The 25,971-nt window shown below is 72.8% G+C and carries 23 protein-coding genes; 9 read left to right on the top strand and 14 right to left on the bottom strand.

The window, feature by feature from the left end; all coding sequences use genetic code 11:
• Positions 1-282 precede the first annotated feature (282 nt).
• Positions 283-972: a class F sortase gene (locus OG490_RS31880; RefSeq protein ID WP_330299728.1), complete on the top strand. Its 690-nt coding sequence runs from the start codon at positions 283-285 to the stop codon at positions 970-972.
• Between the two features lie 97 nt (positions 973-1,069).
• Here the strand turns inward: OG490_RS31880 and OG490_RS31875 are convergent, their stop codons facing one another.
• The gene (locus tag OG490_RS31875; RefSeq protein WP_330299727.1) at positions 1,070-2,029 is read right to left on the bottom strand and encodes a polysaccharide deacetylase family protein; all 960 of its coding nucleotides are present in this window, start codon (positions 2,027-2,029) and stop codon (positions 1,070-1,072) included.
• 90 nt (positions 2,030-2,119) lie between these two features.
• Positions 2,120-5,422 carry a bifunctional lysylphosphatidylglycerol synthetase/lysine--tRNA ligase LysX gene (lysX, locus tag OG490_RS31870; RefSeq protein WP_330299726.1) on the bottom strand — a complete coding sequence of 1,101 codons (3,303 nt, stop codon included), beginning with the start codon at positions 5,420-5,422 and terminating at the stop codon, positions 2,120-2,122.
• 60 nt (positions 5,423-5,482) lie between these two features.
• Between lysX and OG490_RS31865 the strand changes: the two genes are divergently transcribed.
• The gene (locus tag OG490_RS31865; RefSeq protein ID WP_330299725.1) at positions 5,483-5,944 is read left to right on the top strand and encodes a universal stress protein; all 462 of its coding nucleotides are present in this window, start codon (positions 5,483-5,485) and stop codon (positions 5,942-5,944) included.
• 45 nt (positions 5,945-5,989) lie between these two features.
• Here OG490_RS31865 and OG490_RS31860 read toward each other — a convergent pair whose 3' ends face one another.
• On the bottom strand, positions 5,990-7,192 hold the full coding sequence (locus OG490_RS31860; protein ID WP_330299724.1) for a CapA family protein: 1,203 nt from the start codon (positions 7,190-7,192) through the stop codon (positions 5,990-5,992).
• A 297-nt stretch (positions 7,193-7,489) separates the two neighbouring features.
• On the opposite strand from OG490_RS31860, the gene OG490_RS31855 reads away from it, so the two are divergent.
• Both OG490_RS31855 and OG490_RS31850 read left to right on the top strand, forming a co-directional pair.
• Positions 7,490-8,029 (top strand): sigma-70 family RNA polymerase sigma factor, encoded by a 540-nt coding sequence (locus OG490_RS31855; RefSeq protein WP_330299723.1) that lies wholly within the window; start codon positions 7,490-7,492, stop codon positions 8,027-8,029.
• Between the two features lie 205 nt (positions 8,030-8,234).
• A complete protein-coding gene (locus OG490_RS31850) occupies positions 8,235-8,759 on the top strand; it encodes a hypothetical protein (protein ID WP_330299722.1) in 525 nt (174 codons plus the stop codon).
• Positions 8,760-8,809: 50 nt separating this feature from the next.
• On the opposite strand, the gene OG490_RS31845 is transcribed toward OG490_RS31850, so the two are convergent.
• The 5 genes from OG490_RS31845 to OG490_RS31825 all read right to left on the bottom strand — a co-directional run bounded on the left by OG490_RS31845 (position 8,810) and on the right by OG490_RS31825 (position 14,793).
• Positions 8,810-9,211, bottom strand: a complete 402-nt coding sequence (locus OG490_RS31845) for a hypothetical protein (protein ID WP_330299721.1) — start codon at positions 9,209-9,211, stop codon at positions 8,810-8,812.
• Between the two features lie 56 nt (positions 9,212-9,267).
• Positions 9,268-10,128, bottom strand: coding sequence for an Fpg/Nei family DNA glycosylase (locus OG490_RS31840; RefSeq protein ID WP_330299720.1), 861 nt, complete (start codon positions 10,126-10,128; stop codon positions 9,268-9,270).
• Positions 10,129-10,148: 20 nt separating this feature from the next.
• A complete protein-coding gene (locus OG490_RS31835; RefSeq protein ID WP_330299719.1) occupies positions 10,149-11,369 on the bottom strand; it encodes a hypothetical protein in 1,221 nt (406 codons plus the stop codon).
• A gap of 75 nt (positions 11,370-11,444) precedes the next feature.
• On the bottom strand, positions 11,445-13,508 hold the full coding sequence (locus tag OG490_RS31830; RefSeq protein ID WP_330299718.1) for a SpoIIE family protein phosphatase: 2,064 nt from the start codon (positions 13,506-13,508) through the stop codon (positions 11,445-11,447).
• Between the two features lie 7 nt (positions 13,509-13,515).
• Positions 13,516-14,793 carry a DUF6777 domain-containing protein gene (locus OG490_RS31825; protein WP_330299717.1) on the bottom strand — a complete coding sequence of 426 codons (1,278 nt, stop codon included), beginning with the start codon at positions 14,791-14,793 and terminating at the stop codon, positions 13,516-13,518.
• Between the two features lie 175 nt (positions 14,794-14,968).
• Between OG490_RS31825 and OG490_RS31820 the strand changes: the two genes are divergently transcribed.
• Genes OG490_RS31820 through OG490_RS31810 form a run of 3 tightly spaced genes read left to right on the top strand, consistent with a single transcriptional unit; the run spans position 14,969 to position 17,987 of the window.
• Positions 14,969-15,970, top strand: a complete 1,002-nt coding sequence (locus OG490_RS31820) for a YndJ family protein (RefSeq protein WP_330299716.1) — start codon at positions 14,969-14,971, stop codon at positions 15,968-15,970.
• Complete coding sequence (locus OG490_RS31815; protein WP_330299715.1) at positions 15,967-16,563, top strand: DUF1990 family protein; 597 nt, start codon at positions 15,967-15,969, stop codon at positions 16,561-16,563. Before OG490_RS31820 ends, OG490_RS31815 begins: the two co-directional genes overlap by 4 nt.
• Entirely contained in the window at positions 16,521-17,987 is a 1,467-nt protein-coding gene (locus OG490_RS31810; RefSeq protein ID WP_330299714.1) for a lipase maturation factor family protein, read from the top strand. Before OG490_RS31815 ends, OG490_RS31810 begins: the two co-directional genes overlap by 43 nt.
• Here the strand turns inward: OG490_RS31810 and OG490_RS31805 are convergent.
• Together OG490_RS31805 and OG490_RS31800 are read right to left on the bottom strand one after the other, a co-directional pair.
• A complete protein-coding gene (locus OG490_RS31805) occupies positions 17,973-18,956 on the bottom strand; it encodes an NAD-dependent epimerase/dehydratase family protein (protein WP_330299713.1) in 984 nt (327 codons plus the stop codon). The genes OG490_RS31810 and OG490_RS31805 overlap by 15 nt on opposite strands.
• 177 nt (positions 18,957-19,133) lie before the next feature.
• Positions 19,134-19,310 (bottom strand): hypothetical protein, encoded by a 177-nt coding sequence (locus tag OG490_RS31800; RefSeq protein WP_330301203.1) that lies wholly within the window; start codon positions 19,308-19,310, stop codon positions 19,134-19,136.
• A gap of 340 nt (positions 19,311-19,650) precedes the next feature.
• Here OG490_RS31800 and OG490_RS31795 point away from each other — a divergent pair, with 340 nt between their 5' ends.
• On the top strand, positions 19,651-19,986 hold the full coding sequence (locus tag OG490_RS31795; RefSeq protein ID WP_330301145.1) for a hypothetical protein: 336 nt from the start codon (positions 19,651-19,653) through the stop codon (positions 19,984-19,986).
• A 90-nt stretch (positions 19,987-20,076) separates the two neighbouring features.
• Here OG490_RS31795 and OG490_RS31790 read toward each other — a convergent pair whose 3' ends face one another.
• Both OG490_RS31790 and OG490_RS31785 read right to left on the bottom strand, forming a co-directional pair.
• Positions 20,077-21,564: an SDR family NAD(P)-dependent oxidoreductase gene (locus tag OG490_RS31790; RefSeq protein ID WP_330299712.1), complete on the bottom strand. Its 1,488-nt coding sequence runs from the start codon at positions 21,562-21,564 to the stop codon at positions 20,077-20,079.
• Positions 21,565-21,780: 216 nt separating this feature from the next.
• The gene (locus OG490_RS31785) at positions 21,781-23,070 is read right to left on the bottom strand and encodes a transglycosylase family protein (protein WP_330299711.1); all 1,290 of its coding nucleotides are present in this window, start codon (positions 23,068-23,070) and stop codon (positions 21,781-21,783) included.
• A gap of 206 nt (positions 23,071-23,276) precedes the next feature.
• On the opposite strand from OG490_RS31785, the gene gndA reads away from it, so the two are divergent.
• Positions 23,277-24,722, top strand: a complete 1,446-nt coding sequence (gene gndA / locus OG490_RS31780; RefSeq protein WP_330299710.1) for an NADP-dependent phosphogluconate dehydrogenase — start codon at positions 23,277-23,279, stop codon at positions 24,720-24,722.
• Between the two features lie 252 nt (positions 24,723-24,974).
• Here the strand turns inward: gndA and OG490_RS31775 are convergent, their stop codons facing one another.
• Together OG490_RS31775 and OG490_RS31770 are read right to left on the bottom strand one after the other, a co-directional pair.
• Positions 24,975-25,619, bottom strand: coding sequence for an arylsulfatase (locus OG490_RS31775; protein ID WP_330299709.1), 645 nt, complete (start codon positions 25,617-25,619; stop codon positions 24,975-24,977).
• Complete coding sequence (locus OG490_RS31770; RefSeq protein WP_330299708.1) at positions 25,616-25,969, bottom strand: GNAT family N-acetyltransferase; 354 nt, start codon at positions 25,967-25,969, stop codon at positions 25,616-25,618. Before OG490_RS31770 ends, OG490_RS31775 begins: the two co-directional genes overlap by 4 nt.
• Positions 25,970-25,971: the final 2 nt, after the last annotated feature.

Here is a 25,971-nt window from a genome sequence, read left to right as displayed (position 1 = left end):
GAACCCTCGGGGCGGTCCGCAACCAGCGCATTTCCGGCTTTGGGCCGCAAGGTTGAGCGACACGCCGAGGAGCGGACGCGTTTGCTGACGGATCCGCAGGTCACGACCCGTCAGGCATTTATGTGACGATTACCTGGATGGGCGCACCCCTTCCGGCCCCACCACCCGTTCGCCCTTCCCCGATCGCCGCCTCGCGCGAACCGCCTTAGCGTGCGTGAAGTAGGGCGTAAAGGGGTGGGACAAGAACGCGGGTCGGGACCCCCGCGTCGGGAAGGGAGAGCCATGACCGAGGACGAGAGTGAGAGGCCGCCGAGAAGACGCTCCCCGTGGGGCGCGATCGCGCTGGTCATGCTCACCGGCCTCGCCATGATGCGTAACGGGGCCGATGTCGGAGCCGGACCTCCGCAGCCGGCCGCCGCGGCGGCCGTCTCGGCCACGTCCGGGGCCGCTGTCGGGGCGCAGAACGACCAGTCGGCCGCTCAGGCGCCCACGCCTTCGCCGGACACGGAGGTGCTGGAACACTCGTCGGTCCAGCGCATCCGGATCCCGACGATCGGCGTGGACGCACCGGTGATGACGGTCGGGCTGGACGCCCAGGGCTGGATCGACGCGCCGCCCCCGCAGGACAAGAACCTGGCCGGCTGGTACCTCAACGGCATCTCCCCGGGCCAGCAGGGGTCGGCGGTGATCGTGGGCCACGTGGACAACGCACAGGGCCCGGCCGTCTTCTACGGCCTGGGTTCGGTCCGCAAGGGCAGCCAGATCGAGGTGGCGCGCTACGACGGGCGCACGGCGGTGTTCGAGGTGTACGGCGTGGAGGTGTTCTCCAAGGACACCTTCCCCGGAGCCCGGGTGTACGGGGACACCGGACACGCCGAGCTCCGGGTGATCACCTGCGGCGGCGGCTACTCGAAGGCGAAGGGGTACGACGGCAACGTCGTGGTCTTCGCACGGATGGTGGAGGCCCGCTGACCGCCCGGACGAGCGGACCCCGCTGCCCCGACCGCCGTCGAATACCGCCGCCGGGCACCGCCGTCGAAGGCCGCCGCCGCGCCGCAGGAACGAATCCTCAGCGCGGCGGCCACGTCGGCAGCGTCATCCGGTAGCCCCGCCCGAGCAGTTGCGGCAGGTAGGTCGCCAGCGCCTGGACGCTCTGCGAACGGTTGCCGCCCGCGTCGTGGTTCAGCACGATCACCCCGGGCGCGGCCCCCTTGAGGACCCGCGAGACGATCGTGGTGGTGCCCGGCTCCTTCCAGTCCAGGGTGTCCACGGTCCAGGCGAGCGGCTCCATGCCGAGTTCCGCGCCGATCTCGAAGGCGGCCCGGTTCCAGGCCCCGTAGGGCGCCCGGAACCACATCGGCGCCTCGCCCACCGCCTGCTGCACGACCTCGCTCGTGCGGCCGATCTCATCCGCGAGGGCGGGCCGGCTGAGCTTGGGGATGAGCGGGTGCGTCCAGGTGTGGTTGCCGATGACGTGGCCCTCGGCGACCATCCGGCGCAGCAGGTCCCGGTTGTCGGTCGCCATCTCCCCGCAGACGAAGAACATGGCCCGTACGCCGTAGCGCGCCAGGGTGTCGAGGATGCCCGGGGTGTAGCGCGGGTCGGGCCCGTCGTCGAAGGTGAGCGTCATGGCGCCGCCCGTGCGCGCCTCGTCCGGGAGTTCCAGGATGGGCCGGGTCCGCACGGCGGGCTTCGCCGCGGGCGGCCGCTCCGGAGTGCCTTCGGAGGTCATCGGCTGGAGCCGGTACGAGGCCCCGCGCGGGCTCTGCGGCCGCGCGGCCACCCCTGGGGCTCCGGCCAGCGGCCCCGGCCCGGCGGCTCCTCCGGGTCCCGGCCCGAACCCGGCTTCGCCGAGGGCCCCGGGCCCCCCGGCCCCCGTGACCCCGGGGGCTCCGCGGCCGGCGGCCCCTCCGGAGCCGGGCAGGCCGGTCTCGCCACCGGTGAGCAGTCCGGCCGCGGCGGCGACTCCGAGGAAGACGGCGGAGCGCAGGAGCACGCGTCGCCCTACTGTCGGCTCGTCATTTTTCATTACTACTACGTATCAACGACATCGCCGCAGATGTCGAGAGGCGCGATCGGGCCGGGCAGCGCTCACCCGCTCAGCGCACAGTCCCGTCGGTCAGCCGCGCCGCACCAGCGGGAACGGCAGCGTCTCGCGGATCGTCAGACCCGTGAGGAACATGACCAGCCGGTCCACGCCGATGCCCAGCCCGCCGGTCGGCGGCATCGCGTACTCCAGCGCGTCCAGGAAGTCGTTGTCGATCTCCATCGCCTCCGGGTCGCCGCCCGCCGCGAGCAGTGATTGCGCGGTGAGCCGGCGCCGCTGCTCGACGGGGTCGGTCAGCTCCGAGTAGGCGGTGCCCAGTTCGGTTCCGAAGGCCACCAGGTCCCAGCGCTCGGCGAGCCGCGGGTCCTTGCGGTGCTGGCGGGTGAGCGGGGAGACGTCGGTCGGGAAGTCCTTGTAGAAGGTGGGCAGCTTGGTCCTCTCCTCCACCAGCCGCTCGTACATCTCCAGCACCACGTCACCGCGCGTGTTCTCGGGCGTGTGCGGGACGCCGGCCCGGTCGCAGTGCCTGCGCAGGACGGCCTCTGCCGTATCGGCGTCGACCTCCTCGCCGAGCGCCTCGCTGATCGCCCCGTACATCGTCTTGACCGGCCACGGCCCGGAGATGTCGTGGACGACGAGCTTGCCGTCGGGGCCGGCCTTGTGAGCGATGGGCGAGCCGAAGGCGGCGGTGGCGGCGCTCTGGATGAGTTCGCGCGTCAGGTCGAGCATCACGTCGTAGTCCGCGAAGGCCTGGTAGGCCTCCAGCATCGTGAACTCGGGGTTGTGCTTGTAGGAGACGCCCTCGTTGCGGAAGGTGCGGCCCATCTCGAAGACCTTCTCCATACCGCCGACGCACAATCGCTTCAGGTACAGCTCGGGCGCGATGCGCAGGTACAGGTCGAGGTCGTAGGCGTTGATGTGGGTGCGGAACGGCCTGGCGTTGGCGCCGCCGTGGATCTGCTGGAGCATCGGGGTCTCGACCTCCAGGTAGCCCCGGTCCAGCAGCCCCTGGCGCAGGCCCTGGACCGCGGCGGACCGGGCCCGTACGACGTCGCGCGCCTCGGGGCTGGCGACCAGGTCGAGGTAGCGGCGCCGGACCCGGGCCTCGGGGTCGGCCAGGCCCTTGCGCTTGTCGGGCAGCGGGCGCAGGCACTTGCCGGTGAGCTGCCAGGAGTCGACCACGACGGAGAGTTCGCCGCTCCTGCTGGCGCCGACCTCTCCGCTCGCGACCACGTGGTCGCCGAAGTCGACCTGGGTGGTGAAGGTGTCGAGCACCTCGGCGCCCGCCTCGTCGCGGGTGAACATCAGCTGGACGTCGCCGGACCAGTCCCGCAGGACGGCGAAGACCACGCCGCCGAGGTCGCGCACGACCATCACGCGGCCGGCGAGCGTGACCGGGGAGCCGGTGCGGGTGCCGGGCGGGTAGCCGGGGTGCGCGGCCTTCATCTCGGCGACCGTGTGGGTGCGCTGGCGGATGCCGACGGGGTACGGGTCGGTGCCGGACGCCCGGATCCGCGCCAGCTTGTCGTGCCGGACCCGGACCTGTTCGGGCATCCGCTCGGCCGGGACCGCGTCCCCGTCCTGTCCTACGAGTTCCAGCCCGAGGGAGTCGATGGGCGGCAGGCCCGCCGTGGTGGCGGGGGCGGTGAGTCCGCGCGGGTGGCCGTTGCCCCACAGGGTGCGCATGCTCGGCACGGACACGAACCCCTCGGCGATACCGGAGGCGAGGCTGACCCGGGCGAGCGAGCCGGCGTCCTGGTAGCAGAGGAACCGCGGGTACCACTCGGGGCCGTACTTGACGTTCGAGCGGTACAGCGCCTCCAGCTGCCACCACTTGGAGAAGAACAGCAGCAGCTTGCGCCACAGCTTGAGGACGGGGCCGGCGCCGATCCGGCCGCCCTCCTCGAAGGCGGAGCGGAAGACGGCGAAGTTGAGGGAGATCCGGCGCACGCCCAGGCCGGGGGCGGCGGCGCAGAGCTCGGCGACCATGAACTCCATGACCCCGTTGGGGGCCGCGCGGTCGCGGCGCATCAGGTCCAGGGAGATGCCGTCCTTGCCCCAGGGCACGAAGGACAGCAGGGCGATCAGCTCGCCCTTGTCGTCGAAGGCCTCCACGAGCAGGCAGTCCCCGTCGGCGGAGTCGCCGAGCCGGTCCAGGGCCATGGAGAAGCCGCGTTCGGTCTCGGTGTCCCGCCATTTGTCGGCCCGGTCCACGATCATCTGCATCTCGTCCTCGGAGAGGGCGGAGTGGCGGCGGATGACGGTGGTGGCTCCGGTGCGCTTGACCCGGTTCACGGCCTGGCGGGTGACGCGCATGTCGCGGCCGTCGAGGTCGAAGTGGGCGATGTGCAGGATCGCCTCGTCGCCGAGCTGGAGCGCGCCGAGTCCGGAGCGGGCGTACGCGGTCGCGCCCTCCTCGGAGGCGCCCATGACGGCGGGCTGCCAGCCGTAGCGGCGGGCGACGGCCAGCCAGGCGTCGATGGCGGGGGTCCAGGCGGCCGGGTCGCCCACGGGGTCGCCGCTGCCGAGGCAGACTCCGGCCTCCACGCGGTAGGTGACGGCGGCCTTGCCGTTGGGGGCGAACACCACGGCCTTGTCGCGGCGGGTGGCGAAGTAGCCGAGCGAGTCGTTGCGTCCGTAGGCGCCGAGCAGGGCCCTGATGCGGGGCTCCTCGTCCCCGTGCAGGGCGGCGGTAAGCCGTTGGGAGCGGAAGAGGGTGGAGGCGGCGTTCAGCAGGGCGACGGCTCCGAAGAGGCCGAGCAGGAAGTACAGGATCCTGGCCGGGTGGCCGTCGAACTGGCGGGCCGAGAAGAGCCCGCCGAAGACCTGCTTGGCGGCCCAGTCGAGCCACTGCCCCTTGGGCAGCGTCCCGGGGAACAGCGCGACCAGGCCCCAGCCGAGGAAGACCGCGGCGAGCAGTCCGAGGCCGAGCACGAGCATGGCCCGCCAGAGGGCGCCCGGACGGGAGGCGGCGTAGAACTCCTTGCGGGCGGCGATCAGGATCACGAGGGCCGCGACCGAGATGGCCATGGAGGAGAAGCCGACCCAGTAGTCCTCGTCGGCGATGATCAGTACGTCGGTCAGGAGCAGCAGGGCCAAATAGGTGACGACGATCCACCAGGCGATCTTCTTGCGCATGCCCAGTGCCGCGGCGAGCAGGAAGAGGAAGACGGCGTAGGCGAGGTTGGCGCTGACGGGCACCACGATGTCGTCGAGGAAGCGCACGACGTGCCGCAGCAGCCGCCTCAGCGTCGGGGAGAGCGCCAGCAGGGCGCAGACCAGACCGAGCGTTCCGAAGAACGCGCCGAAGGCGTCGGGCACCCGGTTCAGGAAGCGGTTCCGGGTCCCGCGCGTCTCCTCCACGGTGGCACTCATGGTTCGCACTGTAGGGAGGGCTACGGATCTCCGCGCGCCGAACCGGTTAACCTCGGACGGGTGACGGAGCACGTGAACACGGGATTCGAGCGCGGCACCGACGGCCCCAAGGTGATTCTCGCCGGGGTGGACGGATCGGAGTCCTCGCTGCGCGCGGCGGCGTACGCGGCGGGGCTGGCCCGGCGGCAGAACGCGCTGCTGGCGCTGGTGTACGTACAGCCGGTGATGGCGGCCGGGGCCTCGCTGGGCGCGCCGGTGGGCGACGCCACCGCGGAGATCGCGGAGGGGCTGATGGCCGAGATCCGGGACTACGCGGAGCGCCTGAAGGGGATCTACGACATCCGCTGGCAGTTCCACACCTTCCGCGGCGACCCGTACGCGGGCCTGGTGAGCGCGGCGGAGGACCTGACGGCGGACGCCGTGGTGGTGGGCGCCTCGGAGCGGGCCGGGCACCGGATCGTCGGCTCGGTGGCGGTCCGCCTGGTGAAGGCGGGCCGCTGGCCGGTGACCGTGGTCCCGTAACCCGGCGACCGCCGTGCCCTCATCAGGCGGCCGTCGGCGCCGCGCCTACTTCGCCGCCGTCAGGCCGTCCTTGGCCGCGCCGCGGCCGAGCACGGCCTCGGTGATGGCGTCGCGGGCGGTCTCGTAGTCCTCGCGGCCGGGGTGCTCGGCGAGGGCGGCGGGGAGGTTGACCACCCGGCCCGCCCCGAGGTCCATCATCTGCGGGACGAACTCGGCCTTGGTGACCTGCCAGCGCTGCCCGGGGGCGGCGGGCGGGGCGAAGGTGAAGCGGCCGATCGACCCGTAGTTGCCGCGCAGGTCCCGGGCGCCGGTGTGGTTGAACATCTCCCCGGCGACCTGGTCGCCCATGCCGTAGACGATCCAGGTCCCGTTGACCTTCTCGTACGCCTGCGGGATGTGGGCGTGCGTGCCCAGGATCAGGTCCACGTCGGGGCGTCCGCCGGTCTGCGAGGCCGTGAGCGCCTTGCCCAGCGAGAGCTGCTTCTCGTCCGGCTCGGTCTCCCATTCCGTGCCCCAGTGGAGGCTGACGAGGACCACGTCCGCGCCCGCCTTGCGGGCGGCCCGCGCGTCCGCGACGATCTTCTCCTCCTCCATCAGGTTGACGGCCCAGGGCTGGCCGTCGGGCATCGGGTAGCCGTTGGTGTCGTACGTGTACGCGAGGTGCGCGACCTTCGCGGAGCCGGCCGTGTACATGGTCACGGTGCCCGCCTCGGCGGCCGTCCGGGCCGAACCCGCGTGCTTCAGGCCGGCCTTGTCGAACTTGTCGAGCGTTCGCCCCAGGCCTGCGGCGCCGCCGTCGAGGGTGTGGTTCGAGGCGGTGGAGCAGCCGTCGTACCCGGCGTCCTTGAGGCCGTCGGCCACCTCGGGCGGCGACTGGAAGGCGGGATAGCCGCTGAACGGCCCGCCTTCCTCGCCGTAGACGGTCTCCATGTGGCAGATGGCCAGGTCGGCGGCGGAGACCACCGGTTTGACCGCGGAGAACATCGGACGGAAGTCGTATCCGTCGCCGTCCGCGTCGGAGGCCGCCCGCCGGATGACGGATTCGTGGGGCAGCACGTCGCCGCTCGCGACGAGGGTGAAGCCCTTCGCCGCGGGGGCCGTGGTGGCTCCAGGGGCGCCGGACGGGGCCTGTGCCGGGGAGCCGCCGAGGCGGGCCGGGGCCCGGTCCCCGCCCGTGGAGCAGCCGGCCACGGCCGACAGGACGACGAGGGCGAGGAGTGCGAGGGCGTGGCGGGTGCGCGCGGTCATCTGTCCCGGCTCTCCTTAAATAAATATGACTACCTGATCATCAATCAATTCATAGAGGAGTCGACATCAAGTCAAGGAGCGGCTCCGGCCACCGGCCGCGCGCTCACTCCAATGGCCGTTCGGCGCGCCGTTCGACCGTTCACCGCCCCGCGCTGCCGCCCGCCGGGTCACCGGGGTGCTTGGGCGCACCGCCCGCGCCGGACCGTTCCCGGGCGGCTCCGTGCAGGTCAGGGTGGATCCGTCGAGCCCGGACGCAACCACCCCACGACCCCGGACGCACCCCGGAAGGAGCCTCCCGTGCCCCTTGCCCCCACCCTGCTGCGCACCGAACCCGAGGCGTTGGCCGAACTCCAGCGCGAACACGGGCGAGCCCTGTTCGGATTCCTGCTGGGCCTCACCGCCGGGGACGCGCAACGCGCGGAGGACCTCGTACAGGAGACGCTCCTACGGCTCTGGCAGCATCCGGAGGTCCTGGCCAGCGGGCACGAGTCCCTGCGGCCCTGGCTGTTCACGGTGGCCCGGCGGCTCGCCATCGACGCCCGGCGGGCCCGGCTGTCGCGGCCGCTGGAGGTGGACCCGGAGGGGCTGGAGCACGCGGTGGCGCCGGGGGACGCGGTGGCGGGCTCGGTGACGGCCATCGACGTCCGGCGGGCCGTCGGCTCCCTGGGACCGGAGCACCGGGAGGTGCTGATGCAGGTCTACTTCCGGGACCGCTCGGTGGCCGAGGCCGCGGCGGAGCTGGGCATTCCGGCGGGTACGGTCAAGTCCCGCACGTACTACGCCCTGCGCGCCCTGCGCAAGGGCCTCCAGGGATACGGGTACGGGCTCGGCGCTTGAGGGCCTATATACCGGCATCCCGGAAACGCGTCAAAGAATGGCCCGAACGCGCACGGACCGGACATCAACCGCATCGAAATCGGCACCAGACCGTTCAAGTTGAGTAAACATCCCCCGGTCCGCGAGCCGCGCAAGGAAGGCTCTGGACTGACGACGGGATTGCTCGACGCGTGCGGGAGAAGGTGGAACGGTGCAGCCCGAGGGTATGAACGGCACCAGTGACGGCGGGCTAGCGGTGCCCATGGCGTGGCTCTACGCGGAGTACATCGCCGACGAACTGCTGCGCACGGGCCGGCTGATCCCGGTCAGCACCCTGGAGTTCCGCGCCGGGCGCGACACGCTCGCACTGACCATCTACCTCTCGGACGCGGCCGGCGAACTCTCCGGGATCCGGGTCGTCTCCCAGCTCGACGAGTGGATGTCGCTGACGGCGTACGGGCACCCGTGGCGCGACTGGGTCCACACCCGGTTCCTGGCGCTGGGCGAGGAAGCCCGCGAACGCGGCTCCGGCGCCGGCCCCGGCGAGGAGCCGGAGGAGGACCCGGACCTGGAACTGGCCCGGTCGGCCTGGCGCTGGCTGGACCACACGGAGCTGTTCGCCACCAACCTCGACCCGGGCCGCCACGGCCACGCCGACACCCCGCCGGGGCTGGACGAGAACGCCAGGGTCTGGACCCCGGCCTGGCAACTGGGACTGCCACTCGGGCATTTGGCGATGCACCTCTTCTGAGCGGCCGGCCTCTCAGCGGCCAGTCTCTGAGCGGCCAGTCTTCTGAGCGGTCAGTCGGGGCCGCGCTGCCCCGGAGCCTCGGCCGGATCGGTGACCAGCCCGGTGAAATCGGCCTCGTTGCGCTCGGCCCGGATCACGTAGGTGCGGGCGATGAACCACAGCAGCGGGTACACCAGCACCCCGAGCGCGATCCAGACCAGCGGACCCGACGCGACGCTCGGGAGCAGGAACAGCAGCGGCAACGTACCCACCAGGCACACGAGCACGGCCAGCGCGCCGAGTCCGGCCCGGAGCTGGCTGCGCATGAGGGCCCGTACGTAGGTGGCGCCCAGGGTGGTCTGCTCGGAGATCTCCGAGCGGGCCGGTGTGTGCGCGTGCGGGCGGCGGGTACCCCGCGGGACCCCGGTGACCACTTCCCGCCGGGGTGGCTGCGGCTGCTGCGGCTCGGCCATGGCCGGAGTCTACGGGCGCCCCCCGGCCGACGGGCCGGCCTGCGCGGGCGCGGGTCCTACTTGAGGAGCTTCGACAGCCTGCGGTCCGCGAGCGGCTTGCCGCCGGTCTGGCAGGTGGGGCAGTACTGGAGCGAGGAGTCCGCGAAGGACACCGACCTGACGGTGTCCCCGCACACCGGGCACGGCTCCCCCGCCCGGCCGTGCACCCGCAGTCCGCTCTTCTTCTCCGCCTTGAGCCGCCCGGCGGCCACGCCGTGGGCCCGCTCGACGGCCGAGCGCAGGGTCTCCTGGACGGCCTCGTACAGGTGGTCCACCTGTACCTCGTCGAAGGCGGCGGCCAGCTTGAAGGGGGACACCTTCGCATGGTGGAGGATCTCGTCGCTGTACGCGTTCCCGATCCCCGCGATGACGCTCTGGTCGCGCAACACGCCCTTGATCTGGCGCCGTTCACCGGCGAGCAGCGCGCCGAACGCCTCCCGGTCGAAGTCCGCGGCCAGCGGGTCGGGGCCCAGCCGGGCGATCCCGGGGACCTCCTGGGGGTCGCGGACCACGTACACGGCGAGCCGCTTCTGGGTGCCCGCCTCGGTGAGGTCGAAGCCGCCGCCGCCCTCCAGTACGAGGCGCAGCGCGAGCGGCCCCTTCCCGGGGCCCGGCGGCCGCTCCGGGACCTGGTCGAGCCAGCGCAGCCAGCCGGCCCGGGCGAGGTGGGTGACGAGGTGCAGATCGCCGATCCGCAGCGCCAGGAACTTGCCGTGGCGTGCGGTGGCTCCGGCGGCCTGTCCTTCGAGGGCGCTCAGCGGCGGGTCGTAGGTCTTGAGCACGCTCACGGCGAGCGGGAGGACGCGCTCGACCACCCGCCCGGCGAGGTGTTCGTCGAGGAACTCCCTCAGGGCCTCGACCTCGGGCAGTTCGGGCATGCCCCCAGCCTGCCGCGCCCTCAGGCGAAGCGCGAGCTGTGGACGGGTCCGGCGGAGCGGATCCGGTCCCGGGGGCCGGTGAGCCAGCCGGGCCCGAGGGCCGCGGCACGGGCCCGGAAGGCCTCGTCGGTATCGGGCGGGGTGGCTCCGTCGCCGGTGTCCGGGGCGGGGTCGGCGGCGGCGACGTCGCGGGCGATCTCCTCCTCGGGCCGGGTGTCGTCCTGCCACGGCTCGGTGACGAACTGTGCCTGCAGCGCGCTGAAGTCCGCACTGACCGGCGGCGGGCTCGTCCACCGGGTGGCGTGCTCGTAGAGGATCTGGCCGTCGGCCCGCTCGTGCAGGCGGGGGTCCGCCTCGTCGAGGCTGTAGGCGACGACGAGGGTGTCGGGCCGGGTGGGCTCGTACGGGACCGCGAGCAGCCCCAGTACGGTCGCGGCGGCCAGTCCGAGGATCCGGTCGGAGCGGCCGGGCAGCAGCGAGACCGTGCCGGGTCGCCGCCCGGTGGCCTCCAGGGCGAGGGCGAGGCGGGCGAGGCCGTGGCGGCAGGTGTCGTAGGTGTCGCCGAGGAAGGCGTAGCGGCCGGTCATGCCGGCGTCGTAGCCGTACGGGGAGAGGGTGCCGAGCAGGGTCCCGGTGAGGGCGAACTGCCAGCCGCGCAGGTCGGTGTAGTCCAACGGCCCGGAGGTGGCGGCGAGTTCGGCGCGGGCGAGCATCCGGCGCTGACGGGCACGGGCCCCCTGCCAGGTCTCGTCCTCGGGGTCGGGGAGCCGGTCCGCGGCGGCGCGGGCGGCGGCGAGGTCCCCGGCGAGGAGGGTGTGGTGCACCAGGAGGTAGGTCTCGGGCCAGGCGGCCAATTGCTCGCCCCGGGCGGCAAGCAGCGCGGCGGCCTCGGCGTGCCGCTCCTCGTCCTCCAGGGCCGAGACGAGCTCGGCGAGCAGGGTGCGCGAGTCGGGGACCCGGGCGAGCGCGGCGCGCAGCGGGGCGACGGCGAGGAAGGCGATGCCGTGCTCGACGCAGCCGTAGCCGAGGTCGTAGAGGGCCTGGGGTTCGCCGGGCTTCTTGGCGGCTGTCTTGGCCGCCTTGGCGAGGTCCTTGAATCCGGCGGCCTCGGCCAGGGCCCGTACGGCCTGGGCCAGTTCGGCGAGCGGGAGGGTCTCGGCGTGCGGGCGCAGCGATCGTACGGCTCCGGGCAGATCGCCGGACTTCAACAGGGTGCGGAGGTCATCCGTCGCTTGGGTCATCGCCGTCGATCATCCGCGACGGCCCGCGCCGGTCGCAACGGACTTTCGCCCCGCGCGCCCAACCCCCCGCAGGGGTCAGGTCATCACGAACTCGCACCACACGCACTTGCCGCTCCCCCGCGACTCCACGCCCCAGACGTCCGCCAGCCGGTCGACCAGCATCAGCCCGCGGCCCGAGACCCCGGAGTCGCCCGCCTCGCGCCGTCTGGGCAGGGCGGAGGACCGGTCCTCGACCTCGACCCGGAGTCTGCGTTCGGGGCCGGTCAGCACCCGCAACGTCACGATGGCGGGGCCGTCGGTGTGCATGAGGGCGTTGACGATGAGCTCGTCGGCGACGAGTTCGATCTCGTCGGCCCGGTCCCGCGCACCCCAGGCCCGGACCGCCGCGCCGATCATGTGGCGGGCCGACACGAGGGCTTCGGGGTCGCCGGGGGCGACGTGCTGCTGGAGGCGGCCGCCGCCCTGGGGGACGTCCTCGACCTCGCGGCGCAGGAGCAGCAGCGCCATGTCGTCGTCGCCGCCGCGGTCGTCGACCACCTCGCACAGCCGGTCCGCCAGCCGTGCGAGGTCCGCCGGTCCGGTGCGGATCAGGGAGCTGAGGAGTTCGATGCCGTCGTCCAGGTCGGCGCCGGGCTGTTCCACGAGGCCGTCCGTGCACAGCAGGAGCGTTTCGCCCGGCTCCATCTCCACCGTCGTCACGGGGTATTCGAGCCGCCCGAACTCGGCGGACAGGCCGAGTGGCATCCCGCCCTCCAGCGTGAGCCGCCTGCAGTCCCCGTCGCGGGTGCGCAGCAGGGGGTCGAGGTGGCCGGCCCGGACCATTTGCAGCACCCCGGTCGTGAGGTCGGCCTCGACGTAGGTACAGGTGGCGAAGCGGTCGGTGTCCAGCTCGTGCAGGAAGACCGAGGCCCGTGCCATGACGGTGGCCGGCGAGTGCCCTTCGGCCGCGTAGGCGCGCAGCACGATGCGCAGCTGTCCCATGACCGCCGCCGCGTGGGTGTCGTGGCCCTGGACGTCGCCGATGACGGCGCCGACCCGGCCCCCGGGCAGCGGGATGACGTCGTACCAGTCGCCGCCGATGTCCTGGCCCATCCGGGCCGAGCGGTACCGTACGGCGATCTCGGCGCCGGGCACGGACGGGATCCTGCGCGGCAGCATCGCCTGCTGGAGGCCCTCGGCGAGATCGTGCTCCTGCTCCAGCAGCATCGCCCTCTGGAGGCTCTGCGCGATGCTGCTGCCGAGTGCGACGAGGAGGTTGCGCTCGTCCTGGGTGAAGCCGTCCTTGTCCCGGTAGAGCAGCCCGATCGCGCCGATCGGGCGGGCCTGGGCGATCAGCGGCAGGTACGCGGCCGCCGAGATGTCCATGGACGAGATCTTCGCCCAGAGCCCGGGATACCCGGCGGCGAACTCGGCCGCGGAGTCGAGGAACCGCGGCTGGAGCGAGCGGACGACCTCGCTCATCGGGTACTGCTCGTCGATGCGGGTGTACCGGGTGCCGGGGACGAAGCTGCCCTCCGGGCCCTCGGCGACGAGGTGGATCCGGCCCGCTTCGACCAGGCCCATCACCATGCCCATCGAGCCGAGCCGCTCCAGGCCGTGGGCGTCGCCGAGGGCGTCGATGACGTCCTGGACGGTACGGGCGTGCGCGAGCGCGGCGGTGGTGCTCTCGACCACCGAGGTCTGGCGGCGGCGTTCCTCGTCGAGTCCGAGGCGTTCGGCCGAGTGGCTGAGCTCCTCGGTGGCGTCGCGGACGATGCCGATGATCCGGTAGGGGCGGCCCTCGGGGCCGCGCATGACCCGGCCCTGGGTGTGCGTCCAGCGCAGTCGGCCGTCGTGGCAGCGGATGCGGAAGTAGGCGCCGTAGCTGTCGACCCCGCTCTTGAGGGCGGAGGAGACGAGGGCGTCGAGCCGGGTGGCCTCGGCGGCCGGGACGCGCGGCCCGAGGGACTCGGGCCGGCCGTCGTACTCCTCGGGGGTGGTGTCGAAGACGTCGAGGGCGGCGGAGTCCATGTGCATGAGACCGGTGACCAGGTCCCAGTCGAAACTGCCCATGCGATTCAGTGCGAGCGACCGGTCCGGATGTGCGGGCCAGTCGTCCGGCAGCGATACGGCGGTCGGCACCGGTCCACCATGACACACGGGCCGGTCAGGCGCTCTCCAGATACGGTGCTTCGCTCGCCGGCGTGGGCTGCTGCTGGTCCGGTACGGCATACGGATCGGCGTACGGGTCCGCGTACGGGTCGTAGGGCGCGTACGGGTCGCTCGGCCGCGGCGATGCTCCGTCCGGGCCCACCAGGGTCCCGGGGTCGCTCGGCAGCTGGCCGGGCAGGTCGGACGGGATGTCCGTGGGGACGTTGGAGGGGAGGTCGGAGGCGGGGGGCGGAGCGGTCTGCGGCCCGGTGGGGGGCTGCGGGGTGTCCGGCGCGGTCTGCGGGGAGCCCGGCGGGCAGTCGGCGGGCGGCCCGCCGGGGCTCGCGCTCGGGCTCGGCGTCGGTGCCCCGGACGTGGGCGGGGCGGACGTGGGCGGGGCGGTACGGGCGAGGCTGTTGCTGTCCGGGGTCGGGCAGGGGTCGGCCGGGGAGGTGCCGGGCGGGGTCGCGGGACCGGCGGGGATCCCTTCGGCCGGGTCGTACGGGGGCGGGTTCTGCGGGGCGTGGTCCTGGGCTCCGTCGTCGCCCGTCCTGCGCTCGATCCAGGTGTTGTCGGTGATGTTGACGATCACCAGGTTGTTGATCACCTGCGCGGTCGGCTCGATGACGACGACCTGGTTGGGCTGGTAGCCCGTCCAGGGCTCGCCCTTGAGCACCGGGGCGCCCTTGGCGGCACGCGGCGCTTGCAGCGGGTTTCCGCAGGCGCAGCGGACCCGGGGCATTCCGTGGTTGTCCACGAGCACGGCGGTGCCGGCCTGGAGGACGGACTGGAAGGCGGTCGGGTCGCCGTCGGCGAAGCCGTGGTTGGTGACCCGGGTGTCGGCGCGCAGCACGACCGGGGTGAGGCCGCGCAGGAACTCGGGGATCTTCTCCTGCTCCACCTGGGAGGCGGCGGCGAAGGCCCGGGCCTTGGCGTCGTCGGCGGTGAGCGACTGGACCTGTGCTTCGACGTCGCAGCTGCCGAGCCGCTGGGTTCCGCCGTACAGGCCGGGGGTGGCCGCGTTGACGGTGCGGATGCCCTGGCCGGTCGGGTTGGGGAGCGGGGGCTGGACGGGAGCCGACTCGCCGGTGGCGGAGGAGGTGGTGAAGGGGTCGGGGCCGGCCGAGGCGACGGGCTGGAGGTGCACGTCCTGGCTCTCGGCGGCGGGGCCCTTGGTCTGCCCTTCGTCTCCGGAGGCGCCGCAGGCCGCGGCGAGGAGTCCGAGGACCGTGAAGAGGGCCGCGCGGGCCGGTGCGTGACGACGCGGCGCCTGACGAGGTGTCGGTGCGTACACGTTGCATCTCCCTGTTTGCCCCGGTTGCTCCCTCTTGTCTGCCGTATGTACGGGGTCCCCGCAACCCGAGATTCAAGAACCCGACCCAGTCTTGAACATGTTCAAGCAACCCTCTAAGCTCACGACCGTGAGTTGAACGCGTTCAAAGCGTTCGGCCGTCGGAGGGGAGTCCAAGGTGACGGTACTGGTGAATCTGATCGTCACCCTGGGCATGTTCTACGTGGTCCCGGCCGGTCTGCGCCTGATCGATCCGGCCCGGCTCGGCCGGACCGCACGGCTCTGGCCCCTGCTCGCGGCCCCGGGAGCGGTATGCCTCTGGCTGCCGCGCGGCGCCCCCGCCACGGCGCTCGCCGCACTCTACGCGGCGGCCACCCTGACGCTCGCGGCCCGGGTCCCGGCCCGGCTGCGACGAGCCCTCGCCCGGACCCCGTCCGGGCGGATGCACCTGGCCCCCGCCGAGGCGGCCGTGCTCACCGCACTGGCCGCGCCCTCGGTCGCCGGGCTCGCCCTGGTCAGCGAACGCGCCGGATACCGGCTCTTCGGCTTCGACCTCGACATCCTGGCGCTGACCGTGCCGCACTTCCACTTCGCCGGCTTCACCGCGGCCCTGGTCGCCGGGCTGGTGTGCCGGGCCGCCGGGGGTGGAGCGGACCGGAACACGGCCGACGGGGACGGGGACGCCGTACGGAGAGACACCTCGGCCGGAGCCCTCGCACGCTGGGCCGGGTACAGCGTCCCGGCCGGCACCCTGCTCGTCCTGCTCGGCTACTTCGTCGACGACTGGGCCGAGCTGGTGGGCGCGGTGACGCTGACCGGCGGGATGTGGGCGGTGGCCCTGCTGACCTGGCGCGACATCCGCCCGGCGGCCCGCGACCGGACCACCGGCGCGCTGCTCGCCACCTCGGCCGCCGTCCTGGTGGCGACCATGCTGCTCGCCCTGTGGTGGGCGCTCGGCGAAGCCACCGGGATCACGCACCCCACCTTGACCTGGATGGCCGCCACCCACGGCCTCGGGAACTCCCTCGGATTCGCCTTGTGCTCACTGCTCGCCTGGCGCCGGCTGACCGCCGCCCCGGCCACCGCACACCATCCGGCCACCGCACGCCGACGGGCCACCGCGCCCGCCCGGACCACTCGGCCCGATCACACCGCTCGAACGGAGACCGTGACACCATGACCCGCCTCATCAGCGAAGGCCGCAGCACCTTCAACTACCCCGACCGGGGCGCCACGGCCCGGCGGCCGCTGCCCGCCGGATACCACCTCACCCACCACCGCACCCGGATCGGATACGGACCGGCCGTCCTCGAAGCGGCCGGGGCCGCCGTCACCACCTTCGGCGCGCACCGCGCCTCGGGCATGCTCGTCCAGGCCGCCCCGGACCCCGTCCGCCCCGGCGACCGGGTCGTCGTCGGAATCGGGATCGGACCGCTGCGGATCGACGCCCCGTGCGAGGTGATCTGGACGGCGTACGAGCCCCGGCGGATCGGGTTCGCCTACGGGACCCTGGCCGGCCACCCCGAGCGCGGCGAGGAGTCCTTCGTCGTCGACATGGACGCGGACGGCGCGGTGTGGTTCGAGGTCAACGCCTTCAGCCGCCCGGGAAGCTGGTACACCCGGCTCGCGGGCCCGGTCGTCCCCTTCCTCCAGCATGCCTACGCCCGCAGGCTCGGACGGTACGTGCGCAAGCTCGCCACCGAGGCCCGGTCGGCCGGATACTGGAGGGGATGGACTGGTACACGGCGCCCGGATACTGGCTGGGGCGGCTGATCTTCCAGCGGGCCCTGGCCGGTGTCTACCTCCTCGCCTTCGCCGGGGCCGCCCTGCAGTTCCGGGCACTGATCGGGGCGCACGGCATGCTGCCCGTGCCGCAGTACGTGCGGTACGTGCCCTTCCGGCGCGCCCCGAGCCTGTTCCAACTGCACTACTCCGACCGCTTCTTCGCCACCTGCGCCTGCACCGGTGCCGCGCTCGCCGCGGCCCTCGCCGCCGGGGCCGGGGACGCCGTGCCGCTGGGCGCGGCGATGGCGATGTGGGCGCTGCTGTGGCTGCTGTACCTGTCCATCGTGAACGTGGGGCAGACCTGGTACTCCTTCGGCTGGGAATCGCTGCTGCTGGAGACCGGCTTCCTCGCCGTCTTCCTCGGCAACGCGCGGGTCGGGCCGCCGGTGCTGGTGCTCTGGCTGCTGCGCTGGGTGGTCTTCCGGGTCGAATTCGGCGCCGGGCTGATCAAGATGCGGGGAGACCCCTGCTGGCGCAGGCTGACCTGCCTGTACTTCCACCACGAGACGCAGCCGATGCCGGGGCCGCTCAGCTGGTTCTTCCACCATCTGCCCAGGCCGCTGCACCGGGTGGAGTGCGCGGCCAACCACGTCACCCAACTGGTGGTTCCGGTCCTGCTGTTCGCCCCGCAGCCGGTGGCCTCGTGCGCGGCCGCCGTCATCGTGGCCACCCAGCTGTGGCTGGTGCTGTCGGGGAACTTCGCCTGGCTGAACTGGCTGACGATCACGCTCGCCCTCCCCGCCGTCGAATTCACCCGGTTCACCGGGCTCGCGGGCCCGCCGCCCGCGGCCGCCTCCCGGACCGGGCCGCTCTGGTACGTGCTCCTCGGGTGCGCGGCGACCGCGCTGGTGCTGGTGCTGAGCAGGCATCCGGTGGCCAACATGGTCTCGCGCCGCCAGGTGATGAACCGGTCCTTCGACTCGCTCCACCTGGTCAACACCTACGGGGCGTTCGGCACGGTGGGCCGGATCCGCGAGGAGGTCGTCGTGGAGGGCACCGCCGACCCGCTGCCCCGGGCGGACGGCGAGTGGCGGGAGTACGGCTTCAAGGGCAAGCCGGGTGAACTGCGCCGGATCCCGCGCCAGTTCGCCCCGTACCATCTGCGGCTGGACTGGCTGATGTGGTTCGCGGCGCTCTCCCCCGGCTATGCGCGGGACTGGTTCGGGCCGTTCGTGGAGCGGCTGCTGGCGGGAGACCGGGACACCCTGCGGCTGATCCGGTACAACCCCTTCCCGGACGCCCCGCCGCGCTACGTCCGGGCGCGGCTGTACCGCTACCGGTTCACGACCTGGCGCGAGCTGCGCGAGACGGGCGCCTGGTGGCACCGCACGCTGGTGCGCGAGTACCTCCCGCCGACCCGGCTCGCGGGAGCCGCCCGGTCGCAGCCGTCAGAGCCCTCAGAGCCCGAGTAGCGCCGCCTCCTGCTCCGCGTCCATGCCCGGGGCGGGCCGGTCCGCGCGCTGCGGGGCCACCCGGCCCAGGCTCCGGAGCCAGGCCCAGGTGTCCGCGACGGTCTCCTCGACCGGGCGGCACACGAGGCCCGCCGCCAGCGCCTTGGTCACGTCGCCGCCGAACATGTAGTCGTGCTGCTCCCCCTCGGGCAACCAGACCGGCAGCTCGGTCCAGGGCTGCACCCCGGCTTCCTCGATGCGGGCCGGATCGGTCCAGCGCAGCTGCGCGCCGCCGCCGGTCACGGCCGCACAGGCCTCCAGGAGGCCGCCCATGGTGGCGTGGCCGGTCGGGGAGACCAGGTTGTACGGGCCTGCGCGCCCGGCTTCGGCCGCGTCGAGGGTCCAGCGCGCGAGATCGCGTACGTCCACGTACTGGAGCGGGAGTTCGCGGGGGCCGGGGGCCGGTACGGGTCCGCCGCGGGCGGTGCGGTTGAGCCACCAGGGCAGTCGCCCGACGTTCTCGTACGGGCCGAGGATCAGCCCGGCGCGCACCAGCAGGGCCCGGTCGCCGAAGGCGGCCAGTGCGGCGAGCTCGCCGCCGCGCTTGTCCTCGGCGTAGGCGACGGGGCCCGCGTCGGGCGACCCGTCGACGAGCGGGCCGTCCTCGGCCATGCCGGCCGGTGCGGGGTAGGAGTACACCGAACGGCTGGATATGTACGCGTACCGGCCGACCCGGTCGGCCAGGAGCCGGGCGCTGTCGCGGACGGCGGTGGGGGCGCCGCCCCAGGTGTCGACGACGAGGTCCCACTCCCCCTCGGCGAGGGCGGCCAGGCCGCCGGGGGCGGTGCGGTCCCCGTGCAGGGCCGTGGTCCCGGGCGGGGGTGCGTGGTGACCGCGGTGGAAGACGGTCACCTCCCAGCCGCGGCCCAGGGCGTCTTCGGTGATCGCGCGCCCGACGAATTCGGTACCACCCAGCATCAGCAGCTTCATGCGGATGAGCGTGCCCGCGGCCGGTCCCTCGCGTAACCCTTGATCGCCCACAGCGATGACGCTGACGGCGTACGCGTCATGGGAACCCGGCGCCGCCCCGGGCAGCAACGAGCCCCCGCACCGGTCGTCGGTGCGGGGGCTCGGAGCGGGTCCCGGGCTCAGGGCCCGGGGCCTCGGTCAGTCGATCCCGGGCAGGATGTGCGGCTCGGCGAGGTCGTCCTCGTAACCCGCGAGGCGGATCGGAGCGGACCGAGCCCAGACCTCCAGGTTGCCGAGCGTCTCGGGGCGCTTCTTGCTCCGCGGCCCCGTACGTTCCATCAGCGCCTGGTCGGTCGTCGTCAGTTCTGGTGTCACCGCGCACTCCTTTGTGTCGCGTAACCCGGCGGGCGAGCCGCGCACCGGGGGCAGGTGTCAAGGGTTTCCGGACGCGGTGGCGCCTTGGTGGAGCGAGTGCCCGGGTGGGGCTCTCATGTGCATCAGAGTACACATATGAGCGGACCCCTGCTCGATGGAAAGGTAAAATCCACTCTGGACCGCTTGTTTTCGCCACCCGTTCAGTAACTCGTACGGTGACACGTCGCGCGCGTCTGATCTGCTCGGCGGCGCCATACGGGTGATGCGCGGTCGGGCGACGGAGGGAACGACAGTGGCGAGATCCGAGGTGCCGGCGGTCGTCGGAAGCGTCGAGGAACTGATGGACCTGCTGCGGGACGGGCCCGGCGGCGGACACGGGCTGCGCGCCGCCGCCCTGCTGCGCCGTTCGCACCCCTCCGACAAGGAACTGCAGGTCGCGGGGTTGCTGATCGCCCAGTCCGCGGAGGCGATCCGGCCCCTGCTCGGCGAGCGGGTGGCCCGGCTCGTACGGCTCCACGCGCCGGGCACACCGGACCCGCAGGACGACCTCGACGTGGACGCCCTGTGCCGCGCGGTCGAAGCGGGTCGGGCCGGGGGCCCGGACGCGGGGGTCCTGGAGGACTGGCGGCCGGTGCTGGAACTGGTCGCGGCGGGGGCCTACGGCCGGACGAGGTGAATTCGAGGCCCCCTCCACCACCGCTCACATGAGAAACGCCCCCGGTCGCTCATATGAGTGACCGGGGGCGCCGTGGGCGAAGTGGACGGCCTACCAGTTGGCGGGCGCGTAGTCCTTGAGGAAGACACCGAACAGGTCCTCGCCGGCCTCGCCGCGGACGATCGGGTCGTAGACCCGGGCCGCGCCGTCGACCAGGTCGAGCGGGGCGTGGAAGCCCTCCTCGGCGAGGCGGAGCTTGTCGAAGTGCGGGCGCTCGTCGGTGATCCAGCCCGTGTCGACCGAGGTCATCAGGATCCGGTCCGTCTGGAACATCTCCTGGCCGCTGGTCCGCGTCACCATGTTCATCGCCGCCTTGGCCGCGTTGGTGTTCGGGTGTCCCGCGCCCTTGTAGCCGCGACTGAAAACGCCCTCCATCGCCGAGACGTTCACGATGTAGGCCCGGCCGCCGTCGGTCTTGCGGGCCGCCTCGGCCATGGCCGGCCGGAGCGCACTGATCAGGATGAACGGCGAGGTGTAGTTGCACAGCTGGGTCTCGAGCAGCTCCACCGGGGAAATCTGGTCGATGGTCTGCACCCAGGTGTTGCTGTCGACTACGTCGGGCAGCAGGCCGCCCGCGTCGATGGCGGTTCCGGCGAGGTGCCGCTCCAGGCTGGCGTTGCCCGCGACCAGCGCGAGGTCCGCGACCTTCTGCGCCTCGAGCCCGCTCACGCCGATGGGCAGGGCCGCCAGGCCGTCGACCGCACCGGAGTTGAAGGCTCCGATGACGTGGTGGGCGGGGAGCTCACCGGCCGGCAGCGGGGCGCCCTCCCCGTCGACCAGCGCCGCGTACGCGGACGGCAGGCGGCGTACGGTCTGCGTCGCGTTGTTGATCAGGATGTCCAGCGGACCGGCCTCGGCCACCTGCTCGGCGAGCGCCACCGCCTGGGCCGGGTCGCGCAGGTCGATGCCCACGACCTCCAACCGGTGCATCCAGTCCGCCGAATCCTCCATCGCCTTGAAGCGGCGGATGGCGTCCTTGGGGAAACGGGTGGTGATCGTGGTGTGGGCGCCGTCCCGCAGGAGCCGCAGCGCGATGTACATGCCGATCTTGGCGCGGCCGCCGGTGAGCAGGGCACGCTTGCCGGTGAGGTCGGCGCGGGCCTCCCGCTTGTTGCGGTTCTCGGTGGCACAGGCCGGACAGAGCTGGTGGTAGAAGTAGTCGACCTCGACGTAGCGCGTCTTGCAGATGTAGCAGGAGCGCGGGCGCTGGAGTATTCCGGCGATCCGTCCGGCTTCCGTGACCGAAGTGGGCAGCAGACCCTCGGTCTCGTCGTCGATGCGCTCGGCGGAACCGGTCGCGGTCGATTCGGTGACGGCCCTGTCGTTGGCGGTCTTGGCGGCGCGGCGGTCCTGGCGGCGGCGCTGCTTGACCGTGCGGTAGAGGCCGGCGGTGGCGCGGCGCACGGTGATGGCGTCCGGGTGGTCGACATCGAGCTTGTCCAGCTCGTCGAGCACGCTGAGGCAGAGGGCCAGGCGGTCCGGGTCGATGCCGGGCCCGAAGGCGTGGCCCTGCTCCTGGCTGTCTTCGGTCACCGTCATACCCGCTGCCGTTCCTTGATCACTCGTCCGCGTCCGCCTGCTGCGGAAGTCCCCAAAAGGGCTAGTGTACGGATCCGCCCCGGCGGAGGACAAACTCATGCTCCGCCCCAGGTCACGCCCGGTACGACGGACCGGCCGCACCCCCTGCGGGGTACGGCCGGTCCGGCTTCGCTCAGGACTCCGGTTGCCTGCGCCCAGGACTCCGGTTGTCCGCGCTCAGATGTCGACCCCGTGGCCGCGCAGATACTTCAGCGGGTCGATGTCGGTCCCGTAGCCGGGGCCCGTGCGGATCTCGAAGTGCAGGTGCGGTCCGGTCGTATTGCCGGTGGAGCCGGAGCGGCCGATGCGCTGCCCGCCGGTGACCTGCTGCCCGGCTGTGACGCCGAGCGCCGAGAGGTGCGCGTACTGGGAGTACCGGCCGTCGGTGTGCCGGATGACCACCTGGTAGCCGTACGCACCCGCCCAGCCGGCCGAGACCACCTCGCCGGGGCCGGCGGCCTTGATGGAGGTGCCGGTCGCCACCGGGAAGTCGACCCCGGTGTGGTAGCCGCTGGACCAGGAGGATCCCGCCACGTGGTAGGCGGTGCCGAGGCCCGCGTCCACGGGAGCGGAGAAGCCGCCGGAGGGTGCCTGGGGCTTCTTCGCGACGGGTTCGGCCGCCGGCTTCTCGGCCGGCTTCTCCGCGGGCTTCTCGGCGGGTTTCTCGGCGGGTTTCTCGGCCGGCTTCTCGGCGGGCTTCTCGGCCGCCGGTTCCACGGGCTTGACCGGATCGGCCGTGCGCGGCGGCTTCTCCGGGTTCTGGGCCGGGGGCGCGGCCGGAGCGGCCGTGATCCGCAGGGTGAGCCGCTGCCCGGGGAAGATGAGGTCCGGATTGCCGCCCACGGTGGCCCGGTTGGTCTCGTACAGTGCCTGCCAGCCGCCCTCGACGTGCTGGTCGGTGGCGATCGCCGAGAGCGAGTCCCCGGGCGCGACGACGTACGGGTTGGGCAGGACCGAAGTCCCGGTCGGGCGGGGCGCGGTGCCCTGCGGAGCAGCTGCCTTGGTCTCCTGGAGCTGGACCTTCACCTGCTGGGTCTGGATCGCCGGGACCGCGGCCTTGGACTGCGTCCCCAGGGCGGGCGCCGGGCCGCTGCGGCTGAGTCCGGCCTGTTTTCCGCAGACCGGCCAGGCCTGCGGGCCCTGCCCCTTGAGGACCTTCTCCGCGACCGCGATCTGCTGGTCCTTGGTCGCGAGGTCGGCGCGGGCCGCGTAGGCGGTGCCCCCGAAGTCCCGCCAGGTGCTCTGGCTGAACTGGAGCCCGCCGTAGTAGCCGTTGCCGGTGTTGATGTGCCAGTTGCTGGTGGATTCGCAGGCGGCGACCTTGCTCCAGGTGTCCACGGAGGCGGCGTGTGCGGCTCCGGCGCCGATGAGAGGGAGCGCGATCCCGGCGCCACCGGCGGTGACGACGAGCGAGGCCCGGTTGATGCTGCTCGGCTGATACCGGCGGTGCCGGCCCCGTACACCCATGGGAGCCCCCATCGAAGACAGCAGGAACCGCACACCGTAACGCTACGACCGGAGCATGACAAGGTCGACAACCGGACACGTTCGAGGGGAAGTTGAGCGTGCCCCAGAAGTAGGGGGTCGATAAGGATCTCTCCCGATGTAGCGTCGGTGTTCCCGCATTCCTCCGCATATCGAATGCACTGTCGAAGCACTCAGGAGCGCACCCCATGAGCAGCAGCACGGCGCAGATCGGCGTCACCGGCCTCGCGGTGATGGGCAGCAACCTCGCCCGCAACTTCGCGCGCAACGGGTTCACCGTGGCCGTCCACAACCGCACCGCCGCCAAGACCACGGCGCTGGTACAGGAGTTCGGACACGAGGGCACCTTCGTGGCCGCCGAGTCCGCCAAGGAGTTCGTCGACGCGCTGGAGCGCCCGCGCCGTCTGATCATCATGGTGAAGGCCGGCGAGCCCACCGATGCCGTGATCCGCGAGTTCGCTCCGCTGCTGGAGCCCGGCGACGTCATCATCGACGGCGGCAACGCCCACTTCGAGGACACCCGGCGCCGGGAGAAGGAACTGCGCGAGCAGGGCCTGCACTTCGTGGGCGTCGGCATCTCGGGCGGCGAGGAGGGCGCGCTGCTCGGCCCGAGCATCATGCCCGGCGGCTCGGAGGAGTCGTACGCCTCCCTCGGCCCGCTGCTGGAGAAGATCTCCGCCAAGGCCGCCGACGGCACCCCCTGCACCTCGCACGTGGGCCCCGACGGCGCCGGCCACTTCGTCAAGATGGTGCACAACGGCATCGAGTACGCCGACATGCAGCTCATCGCCGAGGCCTACCACCTGCTCCGCGAGGTGGCCGGCTACTCCCCCGCGAAGATCGCCGAGACCTTCCGCTCCTGGAACAAGGGCCGGCTGGACTCCTACCTGATCGAGATCACCGCCGAGGTGCTCGCGCACACGGACGCCGCGACCGGTCTCCCGTACGTGGACGTGGTCGCCGACGCCGCCGAGCAGAAGGGCACCGGCCGCTGGACCGTGCAGATCGCCCTCGACCTGGGCGTTCCCGTGTCGGGCATCGCCGAGGCGGTCTTCGCCCGCGCGGTTTCGGGCCACGCGGACCTGCGCAGCGCCGCCCGCGGCCTGGCCGGCCCGAAGGCCGCGCCGCTCTCCGCGGAGGCCGCGGACGCCTTCGCCGCCCAGGTGGAGCAGGCCCTGTACGCATCGAAGATCGTCTCGTACACGCAGGGGTTCCACCAGATCCAGGCCGGCAGCGAGGAGTACGGCTGGGGCATCGACCTCGGCGCCGTGGCCTCGCTGTGGCGCGGCGGCTGCATCATCCGGGCCGCGTTCCTGGACCGGATCCGCGCCGCCTACGACGCCCGGCCGGAGCTGCCGAGCCTCCTGGCCGACGCCGGGTTCGCCGAGGAGATCGGGGCCGCGCAGGAGGACTGGCGCGAGGCGCTGGTCGCCGCGGTCCGCCAGGGCATCCCCGTACCGGCCTTCGCCGCCTCGCTCGCCTACTACGACGCCCTGCGCGCGGAGCGGCTTCCGGCGGCCCTGACCCAGGGCCAGCGCGACTTCTTCGGAGCCCACACCTACCGGCGCACCGACCGCGAAGGCTCGTACCACACCCTGTGGAGCGGCGACCGCTCCGAGGTCCGTACGGCCTGACTCCCGTCGAATCGGCTCAGCTCGGCTCGGCTCAGCTCAGCGGCTCCGGCATCGGCGCGGGCTCGGGCGGCGGCGGACCCGGATCGGGGGGCGGTACGGGTCGCGGCGGGATCGGCTCGGGGTCCGGGAACGGGCCGGGCCCCGGCAGGGGCGGCGGATCGGGAACGGGCGGCTGCGTCATGTTTCCCAGCTTCCGCCGTTCCGGCCGGGCCCGCACGACGAGAAGGGGCGCCCCTCGCGGGGGCGCCCGTTTCAGACGGCCGGCGCCCCGAGCGCGGCGGCCAGCCCGGTCCTCGGGCTGGAGAAGACCGGGGTGGTGGTCGTGGTGAGGTCCTCGGCGCCCGCCATCGACGCCTGGGCCAGGACGATGACGTCCGCGTCCGCGACCGCATCGGCCGCTGCCGCGACCAGGGCCCGGCAGCCCGCCGCGTCGCCCGCCGCGAAGCGGTCCCAGGCCCCGGCGACCACCTGGGTACGGATGGCCACGGGCCCGGTGGCCTCCTCCTCCAGCATCCCCACCGTGGGGGCCAGGGTGGATTCCACGGTGGCCAGTACGAGGATCCGCGGCCCGGTACGCACCGCCGCGGCCGCCATCGGCCGGTCGACCCGGAGCACCGCGACGCCCAGGTCCGGGGCCAGCGACTCCCCGATCGCCCCGATGGACGAGCAGGTCACCAGGACCGGCCCGGCGACGCCCTCCAGCAGCTCCCGGACGTCCGGAGCCACCGACTCGGGCCCGTGGGCTCGGGCCCGCTCCAGCAGCTCCGGGACCACGAGGTGCCGTAGGACGGCGTCCGGGTGGTGCCGGTCGCGCAGGGCGTCGAAGACCGGGACGTGCGCGGCGGAGGTGTGCAGCAGGGTCAGGGGCGCGGCCGGGGCCTTCGGGGGCGCCGTCACCACAGGTCGGAGTCCGAGTCGAGCTGCACCTTGGCCGCCGCCACGACCGCGGCCGGGGCCTCGGGGGCCTGGTCCGGGTGTTTGGCGGCCCAGCTCGCGGCGTACGGGCACAGCGGGACCACGGGAACGCCCTCGTCGGCGGCGATCCCGTAGAAGGTCCTGACCAGGTTCCCGGCGATCCCGCGCCCCTCGTGGCCCGGTTCGACGACGGTGTGGACCGCCACGAGGGCGTGGGGCGCCTGGGCGAGCACGAAGTAGGCGATGAACCCCACCACCGCCTCGCCCTCGACGGCCAGCAGCCTCCCGGACTTGCGGTCGTCCACGAACTCGATCGGCACGGCCTGCGACATGA

Origin of the sequence: Streptomyces sp. NBC_00503 (assembly GCF_036346895.1) — a bacterium.
In the GTDB taxonomy this organism is placed as follows: domain Bacteria; phylum Actinomycetota; class Actinomycetes; order Streptomycetales; family Streptomycetaceae; genus Streptomyces.
The sequence above is the reverse complement of the archived record's forward strand: the minus strand, read 5'-3'. Positions and strand labels throughout refer to the sequence as shown.

Excerpts from the sequence above, each read along its gene's own strand:
- OG490_RS31835 (WP_330299719.1), bottom strand. The coding sequence starts at position 11,369 with ATGACCCAAGCGACGGATGACCTCCGCACCCTGTTGAAGTCCGGCGAT.
- OG490_RS31810 (WP_330299714.1), top strand. The coding sequence starts at position 16,521 with ATGGACTGGTACACGGCGCCCGGATACTGGCTGGGGCGGCTGATCTTC.
- OG490_RS31805 (WP_330299713.1), bottom strand. The coding sequence starts at position 18,956 with ATGAAGCTGCTGATGCTGGGTGGTACCGAATTCGTCGGGCGCGCGATC.
- OG490_RS31790 (WP_330299712.1), bottom strand. The coding sequence starts at position 21,564 with ATGACGGTGACCGAAGACAGCCAGGAGCAGGGCCACGCCTTCGGGCCC.
- OG490_RS31785 (WP_330299711.1), bottom strand. The coding sequence starts at position 23,070 with ATGGGTGTACGGGGCCGGCACCGCCGGTATCAGCCGAGCAGCATCAAC.
- OG490_RS31845 (WP_330299721.1), bottom strand. The coding sequence starts at position 9,211 with ATGGCCGAGCCGCAGCAGCCGCAGCCACCCCGGCGGGAAGTGGTCACC.
- OG490_RS31795 (WP_330301145.1), top strand. The coding sequence starts at position 19,651 with ATGGACCTGCTGCGGGACGGGCCCGGCGGCGGACACGGGCTGCGCGCC.
- OG490_RS31815 (WP_330299715.1), top strand. The coding sequence starts at position 15,967 with ATGACCCGCCTCATCAGCGAAGGCCGCAGCACCTTCAACTACCCCGAC.
- OG490_RS31860 (WP_330299724.1), bottom strand. The coding sequence starts at position 7,192 with ATGACCGCGCGCACCCGCCACGCCCTCGCACTCCTCGCCCTCGTCGTC.
- OG490_RS31770 (WP_330299708.1), bottom strand. The coding sequence starts at position 25,969 with ATGTCGCAGGCCGTGCCGATCGAGTTCGTGGACGACCGCAAGTCCGGG.
- gndA (WP_330299710.1), top strand. The coding sequence starts at position 23,277 with ATGAGCAGCAGCACGGCGCAGATCGGCGTCACCGGCCTCGCGGTGATG.
- OG490_RS31880 (WP_330299728.1), top strand. The coding sequence starts at position 283 with ATGACCGAGGACGAGAGTGAGAGGCCGCCGAGAAGACGCTCCCCGTGG.
- lysX (WP_330299726.1), bottom strand. The coding sequence starts at position 5,422 with ATGAGTGCCACCGTGGAGGAGACGCGCGGGACCCGGAACCGCTTCCTG.
- OG490_RS31840 (WP_330299720.1), bottom strand. The coding sequence starts at position 10,128 with ATGCCCGAACTGCCCGAGGTCGAGGCCCTGAGGGAGTTCCTCGACGAA.
- OG490_RS31850 (WP_330299722.1), top strand. The coding sequence starts at position 8,235 with ATGAACGGCACCAGTGACGGCGGGCTAGCGGTGCCCATGGCGTGGCTC.
- OG490_RS31875 (WP_330299727.1), bottom strand. The coding sequence starts at position 2,029 with ATGAAAAATGACGAGCCGACAGTAGGGCGACGCGTGCTCCTGCGCTCC.